This window comes from Gluconobacter kondonii, from assembly GCF_002723995.1.
GTDB classification, from domain to species: domain Bacteria; phylum Pseudomonadota; class Alphaproteobacteria; order Acetobacterales; family Acetobacteraceae; genus Gluconobacter; species Gluconobacter kondonii.
This window is the reverse complement of record NZ_BEWP01000015.1, coordinates 1-17201: the sequence shown is the minus strand read 5'-3', so window position 1 is coordinate 17201 and position 17201 is coordinate 1. Positions and strand designations below refer to the sequence as shown.

The 17201-nt window shown below is 59.6% G+C and carries 14 protein-coding genes; 5 read left to right on the top strand and 9 right to left on the bottom strand.

Going from position 1 to position 17201, the window contains the following annotated elements:
* Positions 1 to 2: 2 nt before the first annotated feature.
* Complete coding sequence (locus GKO01_RS12740; RefSeq protein ID WP_099287350.1) at positions 3 to 566, bottom strand: winged helix DNA-binding protein; 564 nt, start codon at positions 564 to 566, stop codon at positions 3 to 5.
* 75 nt (positions 567 to 641) lie between these two features.
* On the opposite strand from GKO01_RS12740, the gene GKO01_RS12735 reads away from it, so the two are divergent.
* Complete coding sequence (locus tag GKO01_RS12735; protein WP_099287349.1) at positions 642 to 2732, top strand: hydantoinase/oxoprolinase family protein; 2091 nt, start codon at positions 642 to 644, stop codon at positions 2730 to 2732.
* Positions 2732 to 4300: a hydantoinase B/oxoprolinase family protein gene (locus GKO01_RS12730; protein ID WP_099287348.1), complete on the top strand. Its 1569-nt coding sequence runs from the start codon at positions 2732 to 2734 to the stop codon at positions 4298 to 4300. Before GKO01_RS12735 ends, GKO01_RS12730 begins: the two co-directional genes overlap by 1 nt.
* Positions 4301 to 4348: 48 nt before the next feature.
* Here the strand turns inward: GKO01_RS12730 and GKO01_RS12725 are convergent, their stop codons facing one another.
* From GKO01_RS12725 to GKO01_RS12715, 3 genes are all read right to left on the bottom strand, one after another.
* Positions 4349 to 5293 (bottom strand): hydroxyacid dehydrogenase, encoded by a 945-nt coding sequence (locus GKO01_RS12725; RefSeq protein ID WP_099287347.1) that lies wholly within the window; start codon positions 5291 to 5293, stop codon positions 4349 to 4351.
* A gap of 82 nt (positions 5294 to 5375) precedes the next feature.
* Positions 5376 to 6029 (bottom strand): DUF2848 domain-containing protein, encoded by a 654-nt coding sequence (locus tag GKO01_RS12720; RefSeq protein ID WP_099287346.1) that lies wholly within the window; start codon positions 6027 to 6029, stop codon positions 5376 to 5378.
* Positions 6030 to 6064: 35 nt separating this feature from the next.
* Positions 6065 to 7321, bottom strand: coding sequence for an MFS transporter (locus GKO01_RS12715; protein ID WP_218017440.1), 1257 nt, complete (start codon positions 7319 to 7321; stop codon positions 6065 to 6067).
* A gap of 289 nt (positions 7322 to 7610) precedes the next feature.
* On the opposite strand from GKO01_RS12715, the gene GKO01_RS12710 reads away from it, so the two are divergent.
* Entirely contained in the window at positions 7611 to 8450 is an 840-nt protein-coding gene (locus GKO01_RS12710; protein ID WP_099287344.1) for a putative hydro-lyase, read from the top strand.
* 36 nt (positions 8451 to 8486) lie between these two features.
* On the top strand, positions 8487 to 9764 hold the full coding sequence (locus tag GKO01_RS12705; RefSeq protein WP_244901464.1) for an MFS transporter: 1278 nt from the start codon (positions 8487 to 8489) through the stop codon (positions 9762 to 9764).
* Positions 9765 to 9767: 3 nt separating this feature from the next.
* Here GKO01_RS12705 and GKO01_RS12700 read toward each other — a convergent pair whose 3' ends face one another.
* From GKO01_RS12700 to GKO01_RS12680, 5 genes are all read right to left on the bottom strand, one after another.
* On the bottom strand, positions 9768 to 10658 hold the full coding sequence (locus GKO01_RS12700) for a LysR family transcriptional regulator (protein WP_228125660.1): 891 nt from the start codon (positions 10656 to 10658) through the stop codon (positions 9768 to 9770).
* 157 nt (positions 10659 to 10815) lie between these two features.
* Complete coding sequence (locus GKO01_RS12695) at positions 10816 to 13389, bottom strand: TonB-dependent receptor plug domain-containing protein (RefSeq protein WP_099287375.1); 2574 nt, start codon at positions 13387 to 13389, stop codon at positions 10816 to 10818.
* Positions 13390 to 13629: 240 nt separating this feature from the next.
* Complete coding sequence (locus tag GKO01_RS12690; protein WP_099287342.1) at positions 13630 to 14091, bottom strand: RidA family protein; 462 nt, start codon at positions 14089 to 14091, stop codon at positions 13630 to 13632.
* The gene (locus tag GKO01_RS12685; protein ID WP_099287341.1) at positions 14084 to 15154 is read right to left on the bottom strand and encodes a glutamate cyclase domain-containing protein; all 1071 of its coding nucleotides are present in this window, start codon (positions 15152 to 15154) and stop codon (positions 14084 to 14086) included. Before GKO01_RS12685 ends, GKO01_RS12690 begins: the two co-directional genes overlap by 8 nt.
* An 18-nt stretch (positions 15155 to 15172) precedes the next feature.
* Entirely contained in the window at positions 15173 to 16153 is a 981-nt protein-coding gene (locus GKO01_RS12680) for a threonine ammonia-lyase (RefSeq protein ID WP_174694295.1), read from the bottom strand.
* 215 nt (positions 16154 to 16368) lie between these two features.
* Here GKO01_RS12680 and GKO01_RS12670 point away from each other — a divergent pair.
* Positions 16369 to 17201: IS481 family transposase (locus tag GKO01_RS12670; protein ID WP_099287340.1), on the top strand; the 833-nt coding region annotated here is incomplete at its 3' end.

The window sequence follows — 17201 nt, the reverse complement described above, 5'->3', positions numbered from 1 at the left end:
GTTCAGAGAGACGCGGCGGACCGCGACGCCTGCTCGTAAAATCCCGTCAGGACACGCAACGCTTTAGCGACCTCTGCAATGGTGACGTCCCCGACTTCCCGATTCTGGGGAATATGCTCCAGCAGGCAGATCCGACGCAGACGCGCATATTCGAGGCAGACGTCGCGCCCTTTCTGTGTCGTGCTGACAAAAACCTCCTTGCCCCGGCGTTCGCGCTGGATCAGCGCGAGTTCGTCGAGCTTCTTCATGGCGTAGTTCAGGTAATGCCGCTCGGACAGGTTGAGGGTGAACATCAGGTCCGAGATGCTCTTCTCCCGGTTCCGGTGATTGACGCTGTGCAGAATAAGCGTATCGAGCGCCGAGAGATCCGGCAGACCCGCGGCCGCCATCCCCCGAGACATCCAGCGATGAAACGCATGGTTCACGACAGTCAGGGCAAATTCGAATTCGCTCAGATCCTCGTTGCCCGGCACCGCCAGATGCGACGAGGACACGATGAAGGCCCGTTCCATATCCGCAACATCCGGCATCGCCGGCGCAGGGCTCGCGGTTTTCCCGTCCTTCATGGTTCGTCCTCTCCGTCAGCGAATATCTCTTCCCGATATCTTATTGCACTCTAACCCGATACGGAAAACACAGGCATGGTCGACAGTACACAAATCCGTCTCGCCGCTGATATCGGTGGCACATTCACGGACGTGGTCCTCCAGACACCGCAGGGACGTCTGACCCGCAAAGTCCTCACCACGCCCGCCGCCCCCGAAGAAGGAGTCATGAGCGGCATCGGCCTCGTGATCGAAGACGCCGGCCTCCGCTTTCCGGACGTGACGGTTTTCGTGCATGGCACGACGCTTGCCACAAACGCCATCATCGAACGCCGGGGCGCCCGCACGGCCCTCATCGGAACGCAGGGCTTCCGCGACATTCTGGAAATCGGCACCGAAAGCCGCTTCAACCAGTATGATCTGATGCTGCAAAAGCCCAGCCCGCTCGTCCCCCGCAACCTGCGCTTCACCGTCCCCGAACGCATGGACGCCCGCGGCACCGTCCAGCTTCCCCTGGACGAAGCCGCCGTTCTGGCGCTCGTGCCCCAGCTTCGTGACGCTGGCGTCGAGAGCATCGCGGTGGCGTTCCTCCATGCCTATGCCAATCCGGCCCATGAACGGCGCGTACAGGCGCTTCTTCAGGAGGCGATGCCGGACATCACCATCTCCATTTCAAGCGACGTCTGCCCCGAAATCCGGGAATATGAGCGCACATCCACCACCGTCGCGAATGCTTACGTCCAGCCCCTAATGGCGGGCTATCTGGGCCGCCTGCGCGAAGCCCTCGACGCTCGGGGCTTTGAAGGCGCACTCTATCTCGTCACCTCCGGTGGCGGCCTGACCGCGCTGGAAACGGCGCGCCAGTTCCCCGTCCGCCTGGTGGAATCCGGCCCGGCGGGCGGTGCCATCTTCGCCGCCCAATGCGCCGAGCGTTTGGCCGAAAACCGCGTCCTGTCCTTCGACATGGGCGGCACGACCGCCAAGGTCTGCCTGATCGAAGATGGCGAACCCGCATCGTCCCGTTTCTTTGAAGTGGACCGCACGGCCCGCTTCATGAAAGGCTCTGGCCTGCCCCTACGTATTCCCGTGATCGAAATGGTCGAAATCGGCGCGGGCGGCGGCTCCATCGCCCATCTGGATGCGATGAAGCGCGTTGTCGTCGGCCCTGAAAGCGCGTCTTCCGTTCCCGGCCCCGCCTGTTACGGACTGGGCGGCAAGCGCCCCGCCGTCACAGACGCGGACGTCATGCTCGGCCTGATCCGTCCGGAAAACTTCGCGGGCGGCAGCATTCAGCTCCAGCCGGCTCGCTCGGCCGAAGCGCTTCTGACCGATATCGGCACGCCACTGGGCCTGTCAGCGGAAATGTCCGCCCATGCGGTCTATGAAATCGTGTGCGAAAACATGGCCAGTGCGGCGCGCGTCCATGCCGCCGAACGTGGCGCCGTTATCGGCGACCATACCATGATCGCGTTCGGCGGCGCGGCCCCGCTTCACGCCGCGCGCGTCGCGGAAAAGCTTGGAATCCAGCGTCTCGTCATTCCTTCGAACGCAGGCGTCGGCTCGGCCGTAGGCTTCCTCGCCGCACCCGTTTCGTTTGAACTCGTCCGCTCCTTCCCCATGCGCCTGGACGACAGCTTCAGTTCAGCAGAAGTCTCGGCCCTACTCGACGACATGACGCAGGCCGCCCACGGCATGGTGCAGGACGACGCCCGGACGGAAACGCTCCACACAAGGCGCGCGGCCTTCATGCGGTATGTCGGACAGGGGCACGAAATCATCGTCACACTGCCCGACGGCGTCCTCAGCAGCGACCATCTCTCGGCCCTGCGGGACGCCTTCGAAACGGAATATGCCCGTCAGTTCGCCCGCGTCATCCCCCATGCCGCCGTCGAGATCCTGAACTGGTCTGTCAGCGTCTCAACCACCCCGCGAAAGTACCCGCCCTTCGAGGCCACCCCGGCTCTGCATGATGCAGTCTCAGCCGACATCCGGAAACTCTTCGACGGCGCAACCGGCACGCATGTCGCCCTCCCGGTCTACGAACGTACGGACATGGGACCAGGCAGCCGCGTTTCCGGCCCCGCCCTGATCGCCGAAAAAGAAACCACGACCTATGTTTCCTCCCGCTACACCGCCCATCTGGACGGCAGCGGCAACATCATTCTGGACATGAAGGACGCCGTCTGATGAGCGCGCACTCCCATAAGGAAATCGACTTCCAGATCATGTGGAACCGCCTGATTGCCGTGGTCGGCGAACAAGCACAGGTCCTGATCCGCACGGCCTTCAGCCCCATCGTCCGCGAATGCGAGGACATCTCGGCAGGCATTTTCGACCTGAAGGGCCGGATGATCGCACAGGCCGTTACAGGCACGCCGGGACACGTCAATTCCATGGCGGAATCCGTCGGCCACTTCCTGCGTCACTTCCCCGTCTCGACCATGAAAGAAGGCGACGCCTACATCACGAACGATCCGTGGATGGGAACGGGGCATCTCAACGATTTCGTCATCACGACCCCGGCGTTTCACAAGGGCCGTCTGGTCGGGCTGTTCTCCTGCACCAGCCATCTGATGGATATCGGCGGCCTGGGCAACGGGCCGGAAGCAACAGACGTCTTCATGGAAGGCCTCTCGATCCCCATGCTCAAGCTGATTGATCAGGGACAGGTCAACGAGACGTTGATGGCCATGATCCGCGCCAATACGCGTCTGCCGGTGGATACGGAAGGTGACACCTACTCTCTGGCGGCCTGCAACGATGTCGGCGTCCGCGCCCTGTGCGACATGATGGATGAGTTCCACCTCGACAGTCTCGAACCGCTGGCCGATTTCATCATCGAGCGCTCCCGCCAGGCCGTCCTCGACAAGATCGCAGCCCTCCCGGAGGGCACGTGGTCCCACGAAATGACCATCGACGGCTACAATGCGCCACTCACGCTCAAGGCAAAGCTCACGGTTGGCGAAAGCCGCGTCAGCGTCAGCTATGACGGCTCACCGCCTGCTGTCGGACGCGGGATCAACGTCCCGATGGCCTATACCCGCGCCTATACGGTCTTCGGGCTGGCCTGCGCGATCTCGCCAGACGTCCCCAACAACGCAGGCTCACTGGCTCCCTATCACGTCGAGGCACCAGAAGGTTCCGTCCTGAACGCCCAACGCCCGGCCCCCGTCTCCTCCCGACACGTCATCGGGCAGATGCTGCCGGACATGGTGTTCGGATGCCTCCGCACGCCCCTGCCCGACCGTGTTCCGGCGGAAGGCACATCCTGTCTGTGGAACATCGCCGTGCGCGGACAGTGGTTCCCCAAGGGAGCAACCACGCCCCAGACCTACGCGCTCGCCATCACGACCAATGGCGGCACCGGGGCCCGTCCGGGCCTGAACGGCCTGTCCGCCACGGCCTTTCCGTCCGGCGTACACGGCACCCCGATTGAAATCGCGGAAATCCAGTGTCCACTCATTTTCTGGGAAAAGGAACTGCGCGAAAACAGCGGCGGCCTTGGCCAGACAAAGGGTGGGGACGGGCAGATCATGAAAATCGGCACCACCCAGAAACAGCCCTTCGAGCTTCTGGCAGCGTTCGACCGCGTCGATCATCCGGCCCGTGGCGCGCAGGGCGGACAGGACGGCGCGGCAGGCCGGGTCGAAACCGCTTCTGGCCGCAAGCTCGCGGGCAAGGGTCTTCAGGTTCTGGAAGCGGACGATGTGCTCGTCCTCATGACACCGGGCGGTGGCGGCCTCGGCGCCCCCTGATTGTCTCCCGCGCCCTTCCCGAAACGGAAAGGCGCGGAACTCAACTGTTCAAAGACAATGCGGCGGCACACGCCCCGCAAGCGCGTCCTGAACCTGCGACGCACACAGCATCGCCATACGGCGTAGCGCCTGTTCCGTCGTCGCACCGATATGCGGCGCCAGAACCACATTCGGCGCCCGCAACAACGGATCATCCACCAGCGGAGGCTCGGGCGACATCACGTCCAGCCCCGCCCCACCGACATGCCCCGTCTCCAGAGCCTTCGCCAGCGCAGGACCATCCACCTCCCCGCCCCGGCTGGTATTAATCAGAACCGCGCCTTTCTTCAGGCGGGACAGCGCATGAGCGTCAATCATGGGCTGACCGCTCCCCTGCGCCGGACGATGCAGCGACAGCACATCCGAGACGACCAGAAGGTGTTCAAGGCTCTGCGCCCGCTCCACGCCCGCGGCCTCGAACACCTCCGCCGGAACGCTCGGAGACCATGCCACAACGCGCATTCCCAACCCCTGCCCCGCAATCTGCGCGACATGCCGGGCAATGGCGCCGAACCCGACAAGCCCGATCGTCCGTCCGTACAGTTCGGTGCCGTTATTCGTATAACGAAACGCCCAGTTCCCCTCCCGCACGGCGCGATCCGCCTCGCACAGACGCCGCATGACCGCCAGCAGAAGCCCGATCGTCATTTCCGCCACGGACCGACTGTTGGTATTGGGCGCATTCGTCACCAGAACGCCCCGCTCCGCCGCAGCGGCCTTGGCGATCCGGTTCGTTCCTGAACCGTGACAGGAAATGATTTTCAGCTTCGGCGCGGCCCGCAGCGCCTCTTCGCTTAGTCCCAGATCGCGCGTAATCACCGCATCCGCGTCGCCGATTTCGCGAATCACCGCCTCCATCGAAGGTTCCGTAGCATAACGGGTCGTGATTCCGGCCTCGTTCAGACAGGTTACGGCATCGGGATGGATCTGTTGTGTAATGAAACACAGACTCATGGTGCTGGTTTTCCACAGTAAAGAAGCGCAAGGAGCGGAATGATGGCATACCGCTCCCACTTGTCCATGCCCCAAAGCCCCTTCACGCAACCACGGGAAGCTCCCGGATGGCGTAATGGTGCGACAGCACACTCCCGGTCCGCGGATCAGACAGCTCGACGGTAAGACTCTCGGTCCGGACAATCCCATTGAGCGTAGGAACGGTTCCACAGAACATCAGGCTCCCCGGCCCGAAGACCCGGCCCTCCCGCTGCTCCCAGCGCGCCACCAGATCCAGCGGATTGAGCAGGGATGCCGCCAGACCTTCCTGATAGGGCGTTCTTTCAGCCGTAAAGGACCGCAGTACCATCTCGTCCCACCGATCCTCTACATCCGCAAACCGCCAGAACGCCCGACCGCTGACCTTGGGACAGAGCTGCTTGGACAACGCCACGCTATAGGCTTCGCTTTCACGATCCGTATGGTCGGACCCCACCCCCACCAGCAGATCGCTCTGTGTACGCAACAGAACCGGCTCGACCTCGCCCGAAGTCTGGCTGCCCAGCACATCAATCACAGGCGCCGTGCTCAGGGTTTCATGCCCGACCCGGTAAAACAGCGGTACATCCGAAGGAGGCGCCACACCAAGAGCCGCCAGCTCGTCGATATGATGCTGCACACCCGCCGCATCCCGCCCGGCCCATCCAGCCACAATGACCTCCCTGACCGCAGTCAGATCGGGATAGAAAATTTCCATATTTCAGCGTTCCTGTTGGAATCAGTCAGCCACACTCAGTGCGTCCCGCGGGCCAGCATCGCGCCCGCGCCAGAAACGAGAAGTGCCACGACCACATAAAGAGAAATGGACAGTTCGAGATGCGTCGCCCGGAACAGCGTCACCATGAGAAGCGGCGCAAAAGCCCCACCCCCCGCAAGACTGCCGCAGGTATAAGCGATCGAAGAGCCTGAATAGCGAACTTCAACCGGAAACTGCTGGCTGATGAGCGCGCCCTGAACCGCATACATGATGGCGTGAACCGAAAGCCCAAGACAGATTCCGAAGCCCAGAAGGAGCGCCTGATGGGAAGCCGCACACCAGAAAAACACAAACGCGGCAGGCAGGGCGCAAACCGTCCCCACAAGGAAAATCCGTTTCGCCCCCCAACGGTTGCTGAACCGTCCCGCCAGCAGCGTAACGATCACCCCCCAGGCCGATCCTGCAAACACGGCCATCAGCGCCGCAGACCGCGTATGCTCCCCCGTCTGGGTCACATAGCTCAGGCTGAAAACCGTCAGCAGCGCATACAGAACATCCGGCCCGATCCGGGTACTCGCAGCGATCAGCAGGGAGTGCCCATGATGACGCAGGACCGCGCCCACCGGGTTGGCCAGAACCTCACCCCGCGCTTTACGTTCGGCAAACTGTGGCGGTTCGGACAGGGAAGACCTGACCACCCATCCCGCCGCCAGAAGCAGCAGGCTCAGAAACAGCGGCAGACGCCATCCCCAGACCTGAAAGGACGCGGCATCCATAGAGCGCGTCACGCCCCAGATCACCCCTGCGGACAGAACCGTTCCAAGCCCCGGTCCAAGCTGGGACCATGTCGCCCCCATGCCCATCGCCGTTTCCGAATTCTGTTCTGCCGTCAGAAGGAGCGCACCGGCCCACTCTCCGCCTAATGCGATCCCCTGCAAAAACCGCAGCAGAACAAGCAGAACCGGACTAATCGCCCCAAGCCGCGCATAACCGGGCAGCAGCGCAATCAGGCCCGTCGTCAGCCCCATAAGCGCCAGCGTCAGCATGAGGACATGCCTGCGCCCGGTCCGGTCCCCGAGCCAGCCGAAAATCACACTGCCCAAAGGTCGCGACACATATCCCACGGCATAGGTCGAGAACGCCAGAAGGGTTCCCATCCACGGCAGCGCCTCAGGGAAAAAGACATGGTTGAACACGAGCGCCGCAAGCGTGTTGTAAACCATGAAATCATACCACTCGAACGTGGTCCCGATCGCGCTCCCCAGAGCAAGACGCACAGGCGACGTCGTCATGCGCCAGAACATCCGCTCACGAAAGATGCAGCCTGCCGGGCGCCTGAGAAGCGGTTCGTTTCATGATGCATATAATATCCAAAATCGTCGGATTTTTATTCCGGAGCGTTCATTCTGAACATTCCAATGCAATGCCGTCAAAAGATTTAAGCACAAAAAAGGCCCATAACAGATATTTATACCTCAACATTTATTTTGATGATTTGAATCCCGAACGCAACGACTGTTAGCCTTCCGGAACTATCACTGTCATCGCCCGGCCTGTCTGCCGCGAACAAGGACGCAAACGATGTCTGAATCCGCTTTGCCGATCCCACCCCTTTTCCACACATCGCCCGAAGACGTGCGGGCGATGTGCCGGTCCAACACCGCCGGAACCGTCACCGCAGGCATGGCCGCAGGTTTCATCCAGGCCAATCTGGTCATTCTTCCCAAAGCATATGCCGAAGACTTCGCGGAATTCTGTCGCCTGAACCCCAAGCCCTGCCCCCTTGTCGGCATGTCCCAACCCGGCGAATATGATGCCCCGGCGCTGGGACATAACCTCGACATCCGGACCGACCTGCCGCTTTACCGCGTCTGGCGGGATGGCGTTTTAACGGACGAAGTGACGGATATTCTGTCGTTCTGGCAGGACGATTTCGTCGTTTTTGCGCTGGGATGTTCCTTTTCCTTCGAAAACGCCTTCATGGCCTGCAACGTCCCCATGCGGCATTTCCAAACGGGTCTGGGCGTGTCCATGTACCGCACGAATATTGCCTGCACACCCGTCGGACCATTTTCCGGCCCAGTCGTCGTCTCGATGCGTCCTTTCCGCTCGCCAGACCTGATCAAGGCCACGGAAATCAGTTCCCGCATCCCTCTGGCTCATGGCGGGCCAGTCCAGATCGGCTTTCCCGAAGAAATCGGCATCATCGACATCGAAAAACCCGATTACGGCGCCCGCACCGAAATCCGTCCCCATGAACTTCCCGCCTTCTGGGCCTGCGGGGTGACGCCACAGGCCGTTCTGGCCGCAAGCCGCGTTCCCTTTGCCATCACACATGCGCCCGGCGCCATGCTCGTGACGGATATTCCCATTCCCGATTATGAAAATCTTGTCTCGGAACATTCCGGGAAAATAATATAAACCAGCATTATGCCTCCACACGCTCAGGATGATTCCGTGCCCTCTGATCACACGCTCTTCCGGGTGGCCGTCCGGCGCATCATCCCGCTGCTGGTCGTCTGCTACATGTTTTCCTATCTGGATCGCATCAATCTCAGCTTCGCCCGTGCGGCGATGGAACAGGACCTCCACTTCTCGGATGCAACCTTCGGGCTGGGCGCCGGGCTGTTCTTCGTAGGCTACATCGTCTTTCAGGTCCCCTCCGCGCTCCTGCTCGAAAAATTCGGCCCCCGCCGGGCGATCGCCGCAATCATGATCGCATGGAGCCTGATTTCCTTCCTGTTCGTCATCATCAGTACTGCGTGGGAATTCTGCGCCCTGCGTGTCCTGCTCGGCGCCGCGGAGGCAGGCTTTTATCCGGCCGTTCTGTACTATCTGGCTCTCTGGTTCCCGGACTCGATCCGCGCCCGCGTCACCACGGGTTTCCTGATCGCCATACCGCTCTCTGGCGCCATCGGTGGCCCGGTTTCCACCTATCTTCTGGGCGCCTTCGATCAGGTCCTGTCAGTACCCGCATGGAAATGGATGATCCTGATCGAGGCAATCCCGCCCCTGCTGCTCGGATTGACCGTTCTGAAGCGCCTCGACGACGGACCTGCCTCCGCCTCATGGCTGGATGCCCCCACGAAACAGGCCATCCTGACCCGCCTTCCGCCCCAGAACACATCCACACACGACACGACATCCGTATTCGCCGCGCTGAAACAGCCTGAAGTCCTGCTCCTCGTCGTCATTTGTTTCTGTCAGGCCGTCTGCAATTACGGGATCGTCTTCTGGGTCCCGACCTTCATCGAGCAGGTTATCGCTCCCGCTCCCGGACAGCTCGGCTTCTATGCGGCCATTCCCTTCGCCGTCGCAGCCCTGGCCATGGTGCTCAACGCCCGCAGTTCCGACAGACATAACGAACGCTGCTGGCATCTGGCCGGCCCGTTCCTCACGGTCGCGCTCTGTCTGGTCCTGACTTTCCTGTTGCAGTCCCACGGCGCAATCGCACTGGTTTTCCTGACCATCGCACTCGCAGCAGCCCTTTGCGTCACAGCCATGATCTTCACCGTAACGCCCCATGTGCTCGAAAAACGCACACTGGCGACAGGGCTTGCATGGATCAACAGCCTTGGCGCGATCGGCGGCCTTGTCGGCCCTTACGGCATCGGCTGGATGCGCGAGCATCTGCACTCCCCGCTCTCCGGGCTCTTTCTGGTCGCAGCCTGTGCCACTCTGGGCGCTATAACGACGGTCTACACACTCTCTACACCCGCCCGGCGGACAGCCTGACCCTCAGGTCACATTGGCCGACACACGTTCGGCAATGGAGATGACGTCCTCGACAATCGCCGAACCATGACTGATCAACCGCCCTGACACACAGCGCAGCAAAGGAAGCTTCATGCCGGTCTCAAACACCCGGAGCTTCCCGCTGGCCAGATAATCCCGCATGACCGCGTAGGGCAGCAGGGCCAGCCCTTCTCCCCCCAGCGTGAGCGCCAGAATGGACGGCAGGGAACTCATGGTGTCCACCCGGTGATGGACGATCCCCTCCCGCGCCAGAAAATTGCGGATCGCCGAATGGGGAATGGTGTTGCGCGACAAGGTCATGATGGAAATCGACGGCGCCTGCCCCAGATCCAGCTTGCCATTGCTGGGTAGCGCGAAATGCTCCCTGCCAACCATCGCAGTCTCGTAGTTGCACAGCTCGCTTTCGATCAGACGCGGTGAATTGACTGGCCCCAGAAAGAAACCCACATCCAGCATCCCCTTGGTGATTTTCCGGGAGATTTCATCCGAAACCGAAATCTCCAGATCCACTGTCAGATTTGGATATTTGTGGCGGATCTCAATGAGGAGGTCCGAAATCCAGGTCTGGGAAATGGTTTCGATCGCTCCGATACGTAGGATTCCGGTTGCGTCTTGATGCCCCTTGACCGTCTGGATCATCTCATCACGCAGATCGAGGATCTGACGGGCATACTGCACCACCGTCATTCCGACCGGCGTGAGCGTGATGGATTTGGGTGCCCGATGAAAAATACTGGCCCCCAGAAGCGCCTCAAGATGCGAAATCCGGACGGACACCGCTGGCTGCGTCATCCGCAACGCATCGGCAGCCGCCCGGAAACTCCCGAGCCGCTCGATCCATAAAACCGTCTCAAGAGACTTGAAATCCATCATGAACGTCTCTGTCCTTTCCTATGCTCCGACAATGACGCCGATCTTTTTACGATACCGGAACAGGATACCCGCCACCAACCATACCGACAAAAAAATATCCTGCCCCAGAGGGCAGGATATTGCAGAACTGGAGGGACAATGGTTCTGGAACAGCCCCTTAGAACTGAAAGGCCGTCTTGACGTAATACATGCCGCCACTGAAACCATAAGGCGAGTTGTTGGGATAAATAAACGCATTCTGCAGTGCCGCGCGCGAGGCCGCGTTCGCCTTGCCCGGATAATGATTTCCGAGGTTGAAAGCGCCCCCCGCGATATGCCAGCGTTTGGTGATGTCATATCCCAGTTCAAGATTGGTGATGTAGGACGGCTTGGCATAGGTCCACTGGGCCTGCGTCAGGGACGGTGCCGCGACCCATGTGTAAGACCCGAAACGCTGTTCCTGCACACGCGCCGAGAACGGTCCGCGGTGCCAGACAACCGTCAGGTTCTCAATATTCTTGGGCGAAGAATGCAGCAGATATTCCGCATTCGTCCGGTTGAAGGACGACAGCCCAAGCTGCTGAAGAGTCGCAGGGGTCGCGTTATGGTGCGAAATTTCACTGTCCGCGATATTGAGGGAGAAGCGGAAGTCGAAATCACCAAGATGTCCCGTCTTCAGATGATAGGCCGTCGTGACGTCCCCGCCGTTCGTAACCGTATTGACCGGATTACCGTAATAGGCCGCATACAGCACGTTGGGCAGCCCAGCCGCAGAGAGCAGACTTTCCACTTCGGTCCCGCCGAACTGGGTGCTGTTATACAGACGGTCGTTGATGGAAATCCGATAGAGATTAGCCGTCAGCGTCCAGTTCGGCAGCAGCGTGGCATCCACACCGATGCTATAGCTCCGGGACTGCTCACCCCGCAGCTTCGTTGCGCCCAGAACCTTGGCCCAGTTCGAATTCACCGGCAGCTGCGCCGTCCGGTATGTCGGGAATGTCGTTTCGGCAAAGAACCCTTCCTCCGCAAGCGTCGGCGCCCGGTATCCCGTGTTGACGTTCCCCCGGAACGCAAGGTTCTTGGTCACATTATAGCGCGTTCCGACTGAACCCGTGGGATGAACGCCAAGATCATCATAGCTAACCGCATGGCCACCGAGCGTCCATTCCCATTTGGGCGTGACGTAGAAATCCAGATTGATGTGCCCGTCGAAAATACCACGGTTCAGAATGCTGCCAGCCGCCGCCGGAATTCCGAATTTGTCCACCGCACCCGCAGACGCCATTTTCCCGGCATTCGGCCCATCGAGAATGGGAACCCCGCCATTCTCCACAGACGCTTCATCACCCTTGCCAACCTGATAGGTATCGAAACGATAATCGAAACCATAACTCAGATTGACCGGACGTGGCAGAAAGGACGTCTTGATGATCTTCGTGCTGTTGAACCCGGCATCCAGCTCGGTAGAGACAAACTGTCCCGTATAAAAACTCGTCGGGCTGTCCAGTCCCATCGTGGGATTGTCTGTATCAACAATATGGTTAATCTGCTGATTGCGGCCGTAATTAACAAAGAAATCCCACTGCATCCCCAGAAAACTGTGTGCACGGATGCCATTATTGACCTGAAAATCCCATTCCTCGGCATGCCACATCGGCTCCATACCATTCGGATGGAGCGCGCGCACAACGTTATCGTTGGACGGCGCACGATACGTCTCAGGCGCAATGATGTCCTTATGGGCAAAAGTCGAGGTATTGTAGACTTCCCAGTTATCCGTCACCGGATAGGCCATGTTGACGCTGGCCGTTTCAAGCAGCATCCGGATATTGCCCGCCAGACGCTGCACATCCTTGCTGGCGGTGTCGTTACGCGGATCACCCTCGAAATAGAGATTACCCGGATACTCGCCCGACCGGTTGGTGGAAAGCTGGTTGTTGATCTGCGCCGCCACGTTCAGATAACCGCCACGATGCCCCAGAGCGAAGCCGTAATCGGCATTGCCATCAAAGGACTGCCCATCTCCCGCATAAAAACCGCTGTTCTGGAGATTGATCGAGCCGCCCTTGTTGTCTTTCTTCAGAACAATATTGACCGCACCAGCCTCGGCATCCTGACCGTAAAGCGCACTCGCGCCTTCAGTGATGATCTCGACATGGTCAATGGCGCTGACCGGAATCAGGGACAGATCCGCCGGGTCCGTCCCGTAGTTCGGACCGGCCTGATAATAATTGAAATTGGCATCCACATGCCGGCGCTTGCCGTTGACCAGCATCAGCGTCTGATCCGCGCCAAGATTTCGCAACTGCATCGTCTTGTTGAAGCCGTTGCTGCCCATGCCGCCAAAAGGAGACGACGTCACGGCAGCGGATAGCTGAGACAGCGCGGCGAGGATGTTGGTCTGACCGGTCTCCTTGAGCTGCTGCGAGGAATACCGGAAAACCTGTGCCGTACTGTGCTCCCGCGTGGAAGGCGAGAAAACACTTTCTCCCGGAACCTGTGTCCCGCGAACGGCAATGCTTTCCGTGTCCTTCGCACTGACCTGAGTCACCTTCCTGCGATCCGTTTTTTTAACGGAACGAGAAGAGGCGTCAACAGGATGAGCAACATGGACGGTCTTTTTCCCGGACGACGAAGTCACATCCCTACCCTGTAATGTTCCCTGCGCCAGTGCAGCATGACACAGCGATGTCGTCAGAAGACACGCCGTGCTCAGGGAGAGAGAGCGGGAGAGGTATTTCAAGGCGAACATTTTCACGCACTCCTGGGATCTGGGGATCAAAAGGCAGCTTTCCGCCGGAATTTCTTCATATGAGACGCGATTACCTTCCCTCCGGCAGTGTTCGTTCCGCCCGGTCAGTTTTTTCGCTTTCATTTCCAGTTGATAATACGAAAACTTGATACGTTATTGGAACGTTTATCTTGTTATCTGCGTCAATAAATTTCTTTTATACCCTCTGGGGGACGATCACAGCCGCCCCCCAAACAGGAATCAGTCGATTTTGAACATGGCTTCCACCTCGACCGCCATCCCGGATGGCAGCGAGGACGTCCCGGTCGCGATCCGCACATGGCATCCTGCGTCCCCCAGAACCTCCCCGAACAGATCGGAAGCACCGTTCAGGACTTTGGCCTGCTGTTCGAAGTCTTCCGAGCACCGCACCACCCCCGCCACCCGGACGAGCCGCCTGATCCGAGACAAATCTCCCTCCAGGAAATGCCAGACATGCGCCAGAATGTTGAGCCCACACAGCCGCGCCGCCTGCTGCCCCTCCTCGACGGAAAAATCCTTACCCACGACCCCTTTGTAGCGAAGATCATCTCCCCAGCGTGGCCCCTGTCCCGCGACGAACAGAAAACCGTCACAGGACAGGATCGGCGTATAATTGCCCCGTGGAACACTGACGGGCGGCAGAATCACGCCACACGGAAGAACAGATACCGCCTCACGCACGGATCTGCCTCCAGTCCCCGGACTGGCCCTGCCAGTTGGTGACCATCCCGAGATGACGTTGCAGCGTTTTACGGAATACCTGAATCAGACCGCGCCATTCCTCCGCAGCAATTCCGTCCGTCGCAGGCTCCGGCCCCATGAACATCCCGTCCACACCGCCACTCGCCACACAGGCTTCAATACAGCGGACTTCCAGCTCCGGCTCGTGAAAAACAGCCTGATTTTCCACCAGGCAGGCCAGAGCCGCCACAAGACCGGTCGCCCCCCAGTTCGAGACATTCGCGACGATCAGATGGTCCGTCGCCGTCTCAGCCGCCACACCACCCCGCCCTTCAATGCCGCAATCACGGGCCTTGGCGATCTTCTGTTTCAGTTCCGCAGCGATCATACCCATGCCGAGTTCATTGCCGCCATCCCCGATCCCGATGGAACGCAGCCCCCGCACCCGTGCCTGTGCGAACAAATAGTCCAGATCCGCAACCATTCCATCCAGCGGACGGCCACCCAGACCATGATACAATCCCCTGTCATTGACGCCAGGCCGTTCGATCGCAATCAAGAGGCTCGGCTGAACCTGATCGAGCAGCGCATCGCACGCTTTGCGGCTTCCGGCGTCATTCTTGGGCACAGTCGCAACATACACCGGCCGCAGATAGGGAACCGGCACGATCTTCCCGTCTGCGGGCAGATCGAACGGTGCAAGACCCGCGCCGCGACAGGTCGCGAACATCATCTCCCGCCAGTCCTCGTCCACGACAATGACCGTCTCGCGCGACAGGCCCAGAAAGATCGAACGCGCAATAAACGCAGCGCCCACCGGCCCATCCGTCTCCGGAACGCCGCCGCCTTCGGGAAAACCCGTGGCGATCAGAACAGGCCCCGGACGCTCCGCCACCTGCCCGACGATCATTTCGGCGGCAGCCATGCACATGCTACCCGGTTGACGCTTCTGGAGCGCAGCGTAAATCATGCCGATACTGCCAACACCCGTATAATCCAGCACCATGAAGTCATCAATAGTTGCGGACAGACGTTCATACAGTGCTGTTCCACTCTTCAACATCCTGAATACGCCTTTTCTTTACAATATTGAAGAATAGACAGACGGATCGACATTCCCACCACTCAACACGGCCACCGTCACCTTCCCCCGGACATCGAGCTTGCCCGAGAGGATGGCCGCAAGCGGTGCGGCTCCGCCGGGCTCGGCCACAAGTTTGAAATGCTCGAAACAGTTGGCCATGCCGATCCGAATTTCGGCATCATTCACAACCAGACCATCCGCCAGCAGTGCATGATTGGTCGGAAAGGTCAGTGCGCCCGGCGTAGGCACCATCAGCGAATCACACAGCGTGTTCATGCCAGCCGCGTTCTCGACCCGATGCCCGGACGCCAGAGATCTGGCCAGATCGTCAAACCCTGCGGGCTCCACGGAATAGATGAACGTTTCCGGACGACAGGTGCGGACAGCCGTCGCAATCCCCGCCACCAGTCCACCACCACTCGCACTGGAAAGCACATTGTCGGGCATGACACCCAGATCCCGGCACTGCTCCATGATCTCAAGGCCCACCGTGCCCTGACCCGCCATGACGTTGAAATCATCATAGGGCGGAACAATGACGGCGCCCTCGGAGTCCGCAATCTGCGCACCGATTTCCTCGCGGTTTTCCGTCGCGCGGTCATAGAGCCTGACCTTGGCGCCATAACGGCGCGCACCCTCGATTTTCATCTGCGGGGCACTCTCGGGCATGATGATATGAGCCGGAATATCCAGCAGCGCACAGACCGCCGAAATCGCCAGGGCATGATTTCCCGAAGACCACGCCACCACACCGCCGCGCCGTTCGCCCGGCGTGAGTTGCAGAATACGGTTACAGGCCCCGCGAAACTTGAACGAGCCCGTTTTCTGAAGCATTTCCGGTTTAATCAGAATACGCCCCCCCAGCCTTTCGTTCAGCACTGGACTTTCAAGAAGAGGCGTCCGGACCACATGATCGCGTATGCGACACGACGCTGCGAATATTTCGGAAAAATTCAGCGTTCTGTTTTTAGACTGCATCACAGATACTTCTCCACTTCTGATGGGATCATCATTCTTTTCAAACGTTTCTCAAATCAAATATTATCTTTGTATAACCCGCCATAAAGAACACTTATGCCTGCCGGCCCTCCACCCCCGATCCCGCCTTCCCCGTCGCCTCACCATTTCGTCCCTAGGTGTTTAGTCCCGTGTTTTGATGGGGTATTAATTTCACGCGAGTGGAAGGAAGCCTTATGGGACAGATACGTCATGGCAGCGCCACGACCACGCACGCCGTGCGAGCAGCAATACAGCGATCGCAGGCTTCGCTCGCGACGCTGAGCAAGGAGTTCGGGATCAATCCGAAAACAGTTGCAAAATGGCGAAAGCGTCAAACGGTTGAGGATCAGAAGACAGGTCCTAAAGAGCCGCGCTCAACGGTCCTGTCCGAGACGGACGAAGCGATGATCGTGGCGTTTCGCCGGCATACTTTACTGCCGCTGGATGACTGTCTTTATGCCCTGCAGGCCAGCATCCCTCATCTGACACGCTCGGCTCTGCATCGCTGCCTTCAGCGCCACGGGATATCCCGGTTGCCGGACATCGAAGGAGACAAGCCCAAACGCCAGCGCTTCAAACGCTATCCCATAGGCTTTTTTCACATCGATATTGCCGAAGTACAGACTGCTGAGGGCAAGCTGCACCTCTTCGTTGCTATCGACCGGACAAGCAAATTCGCTGTCACACAACTCGTCGGGAAAGCCGATCGGAAGACCGCCTGGGAATTCCTCGAACATCTCCTGAGCATCATCCCTTACCGGATCCACACCATTCTGACCGATAACGGCATCCAGTTCGCTGATCAGCCCCGTAACCGCAATACGGCCTGGTCTCGCCCCATGCGCTTCGACATGATCTGCGAAGCTCACGGGATCGAACATCGTCTGACGAAACCCAATCATCCCTGGACGAACGGTCAGGTCGAGCGGATGAACCGGACAATCAAGGAAGCAACCGTCAAACGCTTCCATTACGACAGTCATGAGCAGTTGAGGACACACCTCAACGACTTCATGGCAGCCTATAA

Bases quoted from the DNA above. Each gene is read 5' to 3' on its own strand.
- GKO01_RS12740 (WP_099287350.1), bottom strand. From the start codon at position 566: ATGAAGGACGGGAAAACCGCGAGCCCTGCGCCGGCGATGCCGGATGTT.
- GKO01_RS12735 (WP_099287349.1), top strand. From the start codon at position 642: ATGGTCGACAGTACACAAATCCGTCTCGCCGCTGATATCGGTGGCACA.
- GKO01_RS12730 (WP_099287348.1), top strand. From the start codon at position 2,732: ATGAGCGCGCACTCCCATAAGGAAATCGACTTCCAGATCATGTGGAAC.
- GKO01_RS12725 (WP_099287347.1), bottom strand. From the start codon at position 5,293: ATGAGTCTGTGTTTCATTACACAACAGATCCATCCCGATGCCGTAACC.
- GKO01_RS12720 (WP_099287346.1), bottom strand. From the start codon at position 6,029: ATGGAAATTTTCTATCCCGATCTGACTGCGGTCAGGGAGGTCATTGTG.
- GKO01_RS12715 (WP_218017440.1), bottom strand. From the start codon at position 7,321: ATGACGACGTCGCCTGTGCGTCTTGCTCTGGGGAGCGCGATCGGGACC.
- GKO01_RS12710 (WP_099287344.1), top strand. From the start codon at position 7,611: ATGTCTGAATCCGCTTTGCCGATCCCACCCCTTTTCCACACATCGCCC.
- GKO01_RS12700 (WP_228125660.1), bottom strand. From the start codon at position 10,658: ATGATGGATTTCAAGTCTCTTGAGACGGTTTTATGGATCGAGCGGCTC.
- GKO01_RS12695 (WP_099287375.1), bottom strand. From the start codon at position 13,389: ATGTTCGCCTTGAAATACCTCTCCCGCTCTCTCTCCCTGAGCACGGCG.
- GKO01_RS12685 (WP_099287341.1), bottom strand. From the start codon at position 15,154: ATGTTGAAGAGTGGAACAGCACTGTATGAACGTCTGTCCGCAACTATT.
- GKO01_RS12680 (WP_174694295.1), bottom strand. From the start codon at position 16,153: ATGCAGTCTAAAAACAGAACGCTGAATTTTTCCGAAATATTCGCAGCG.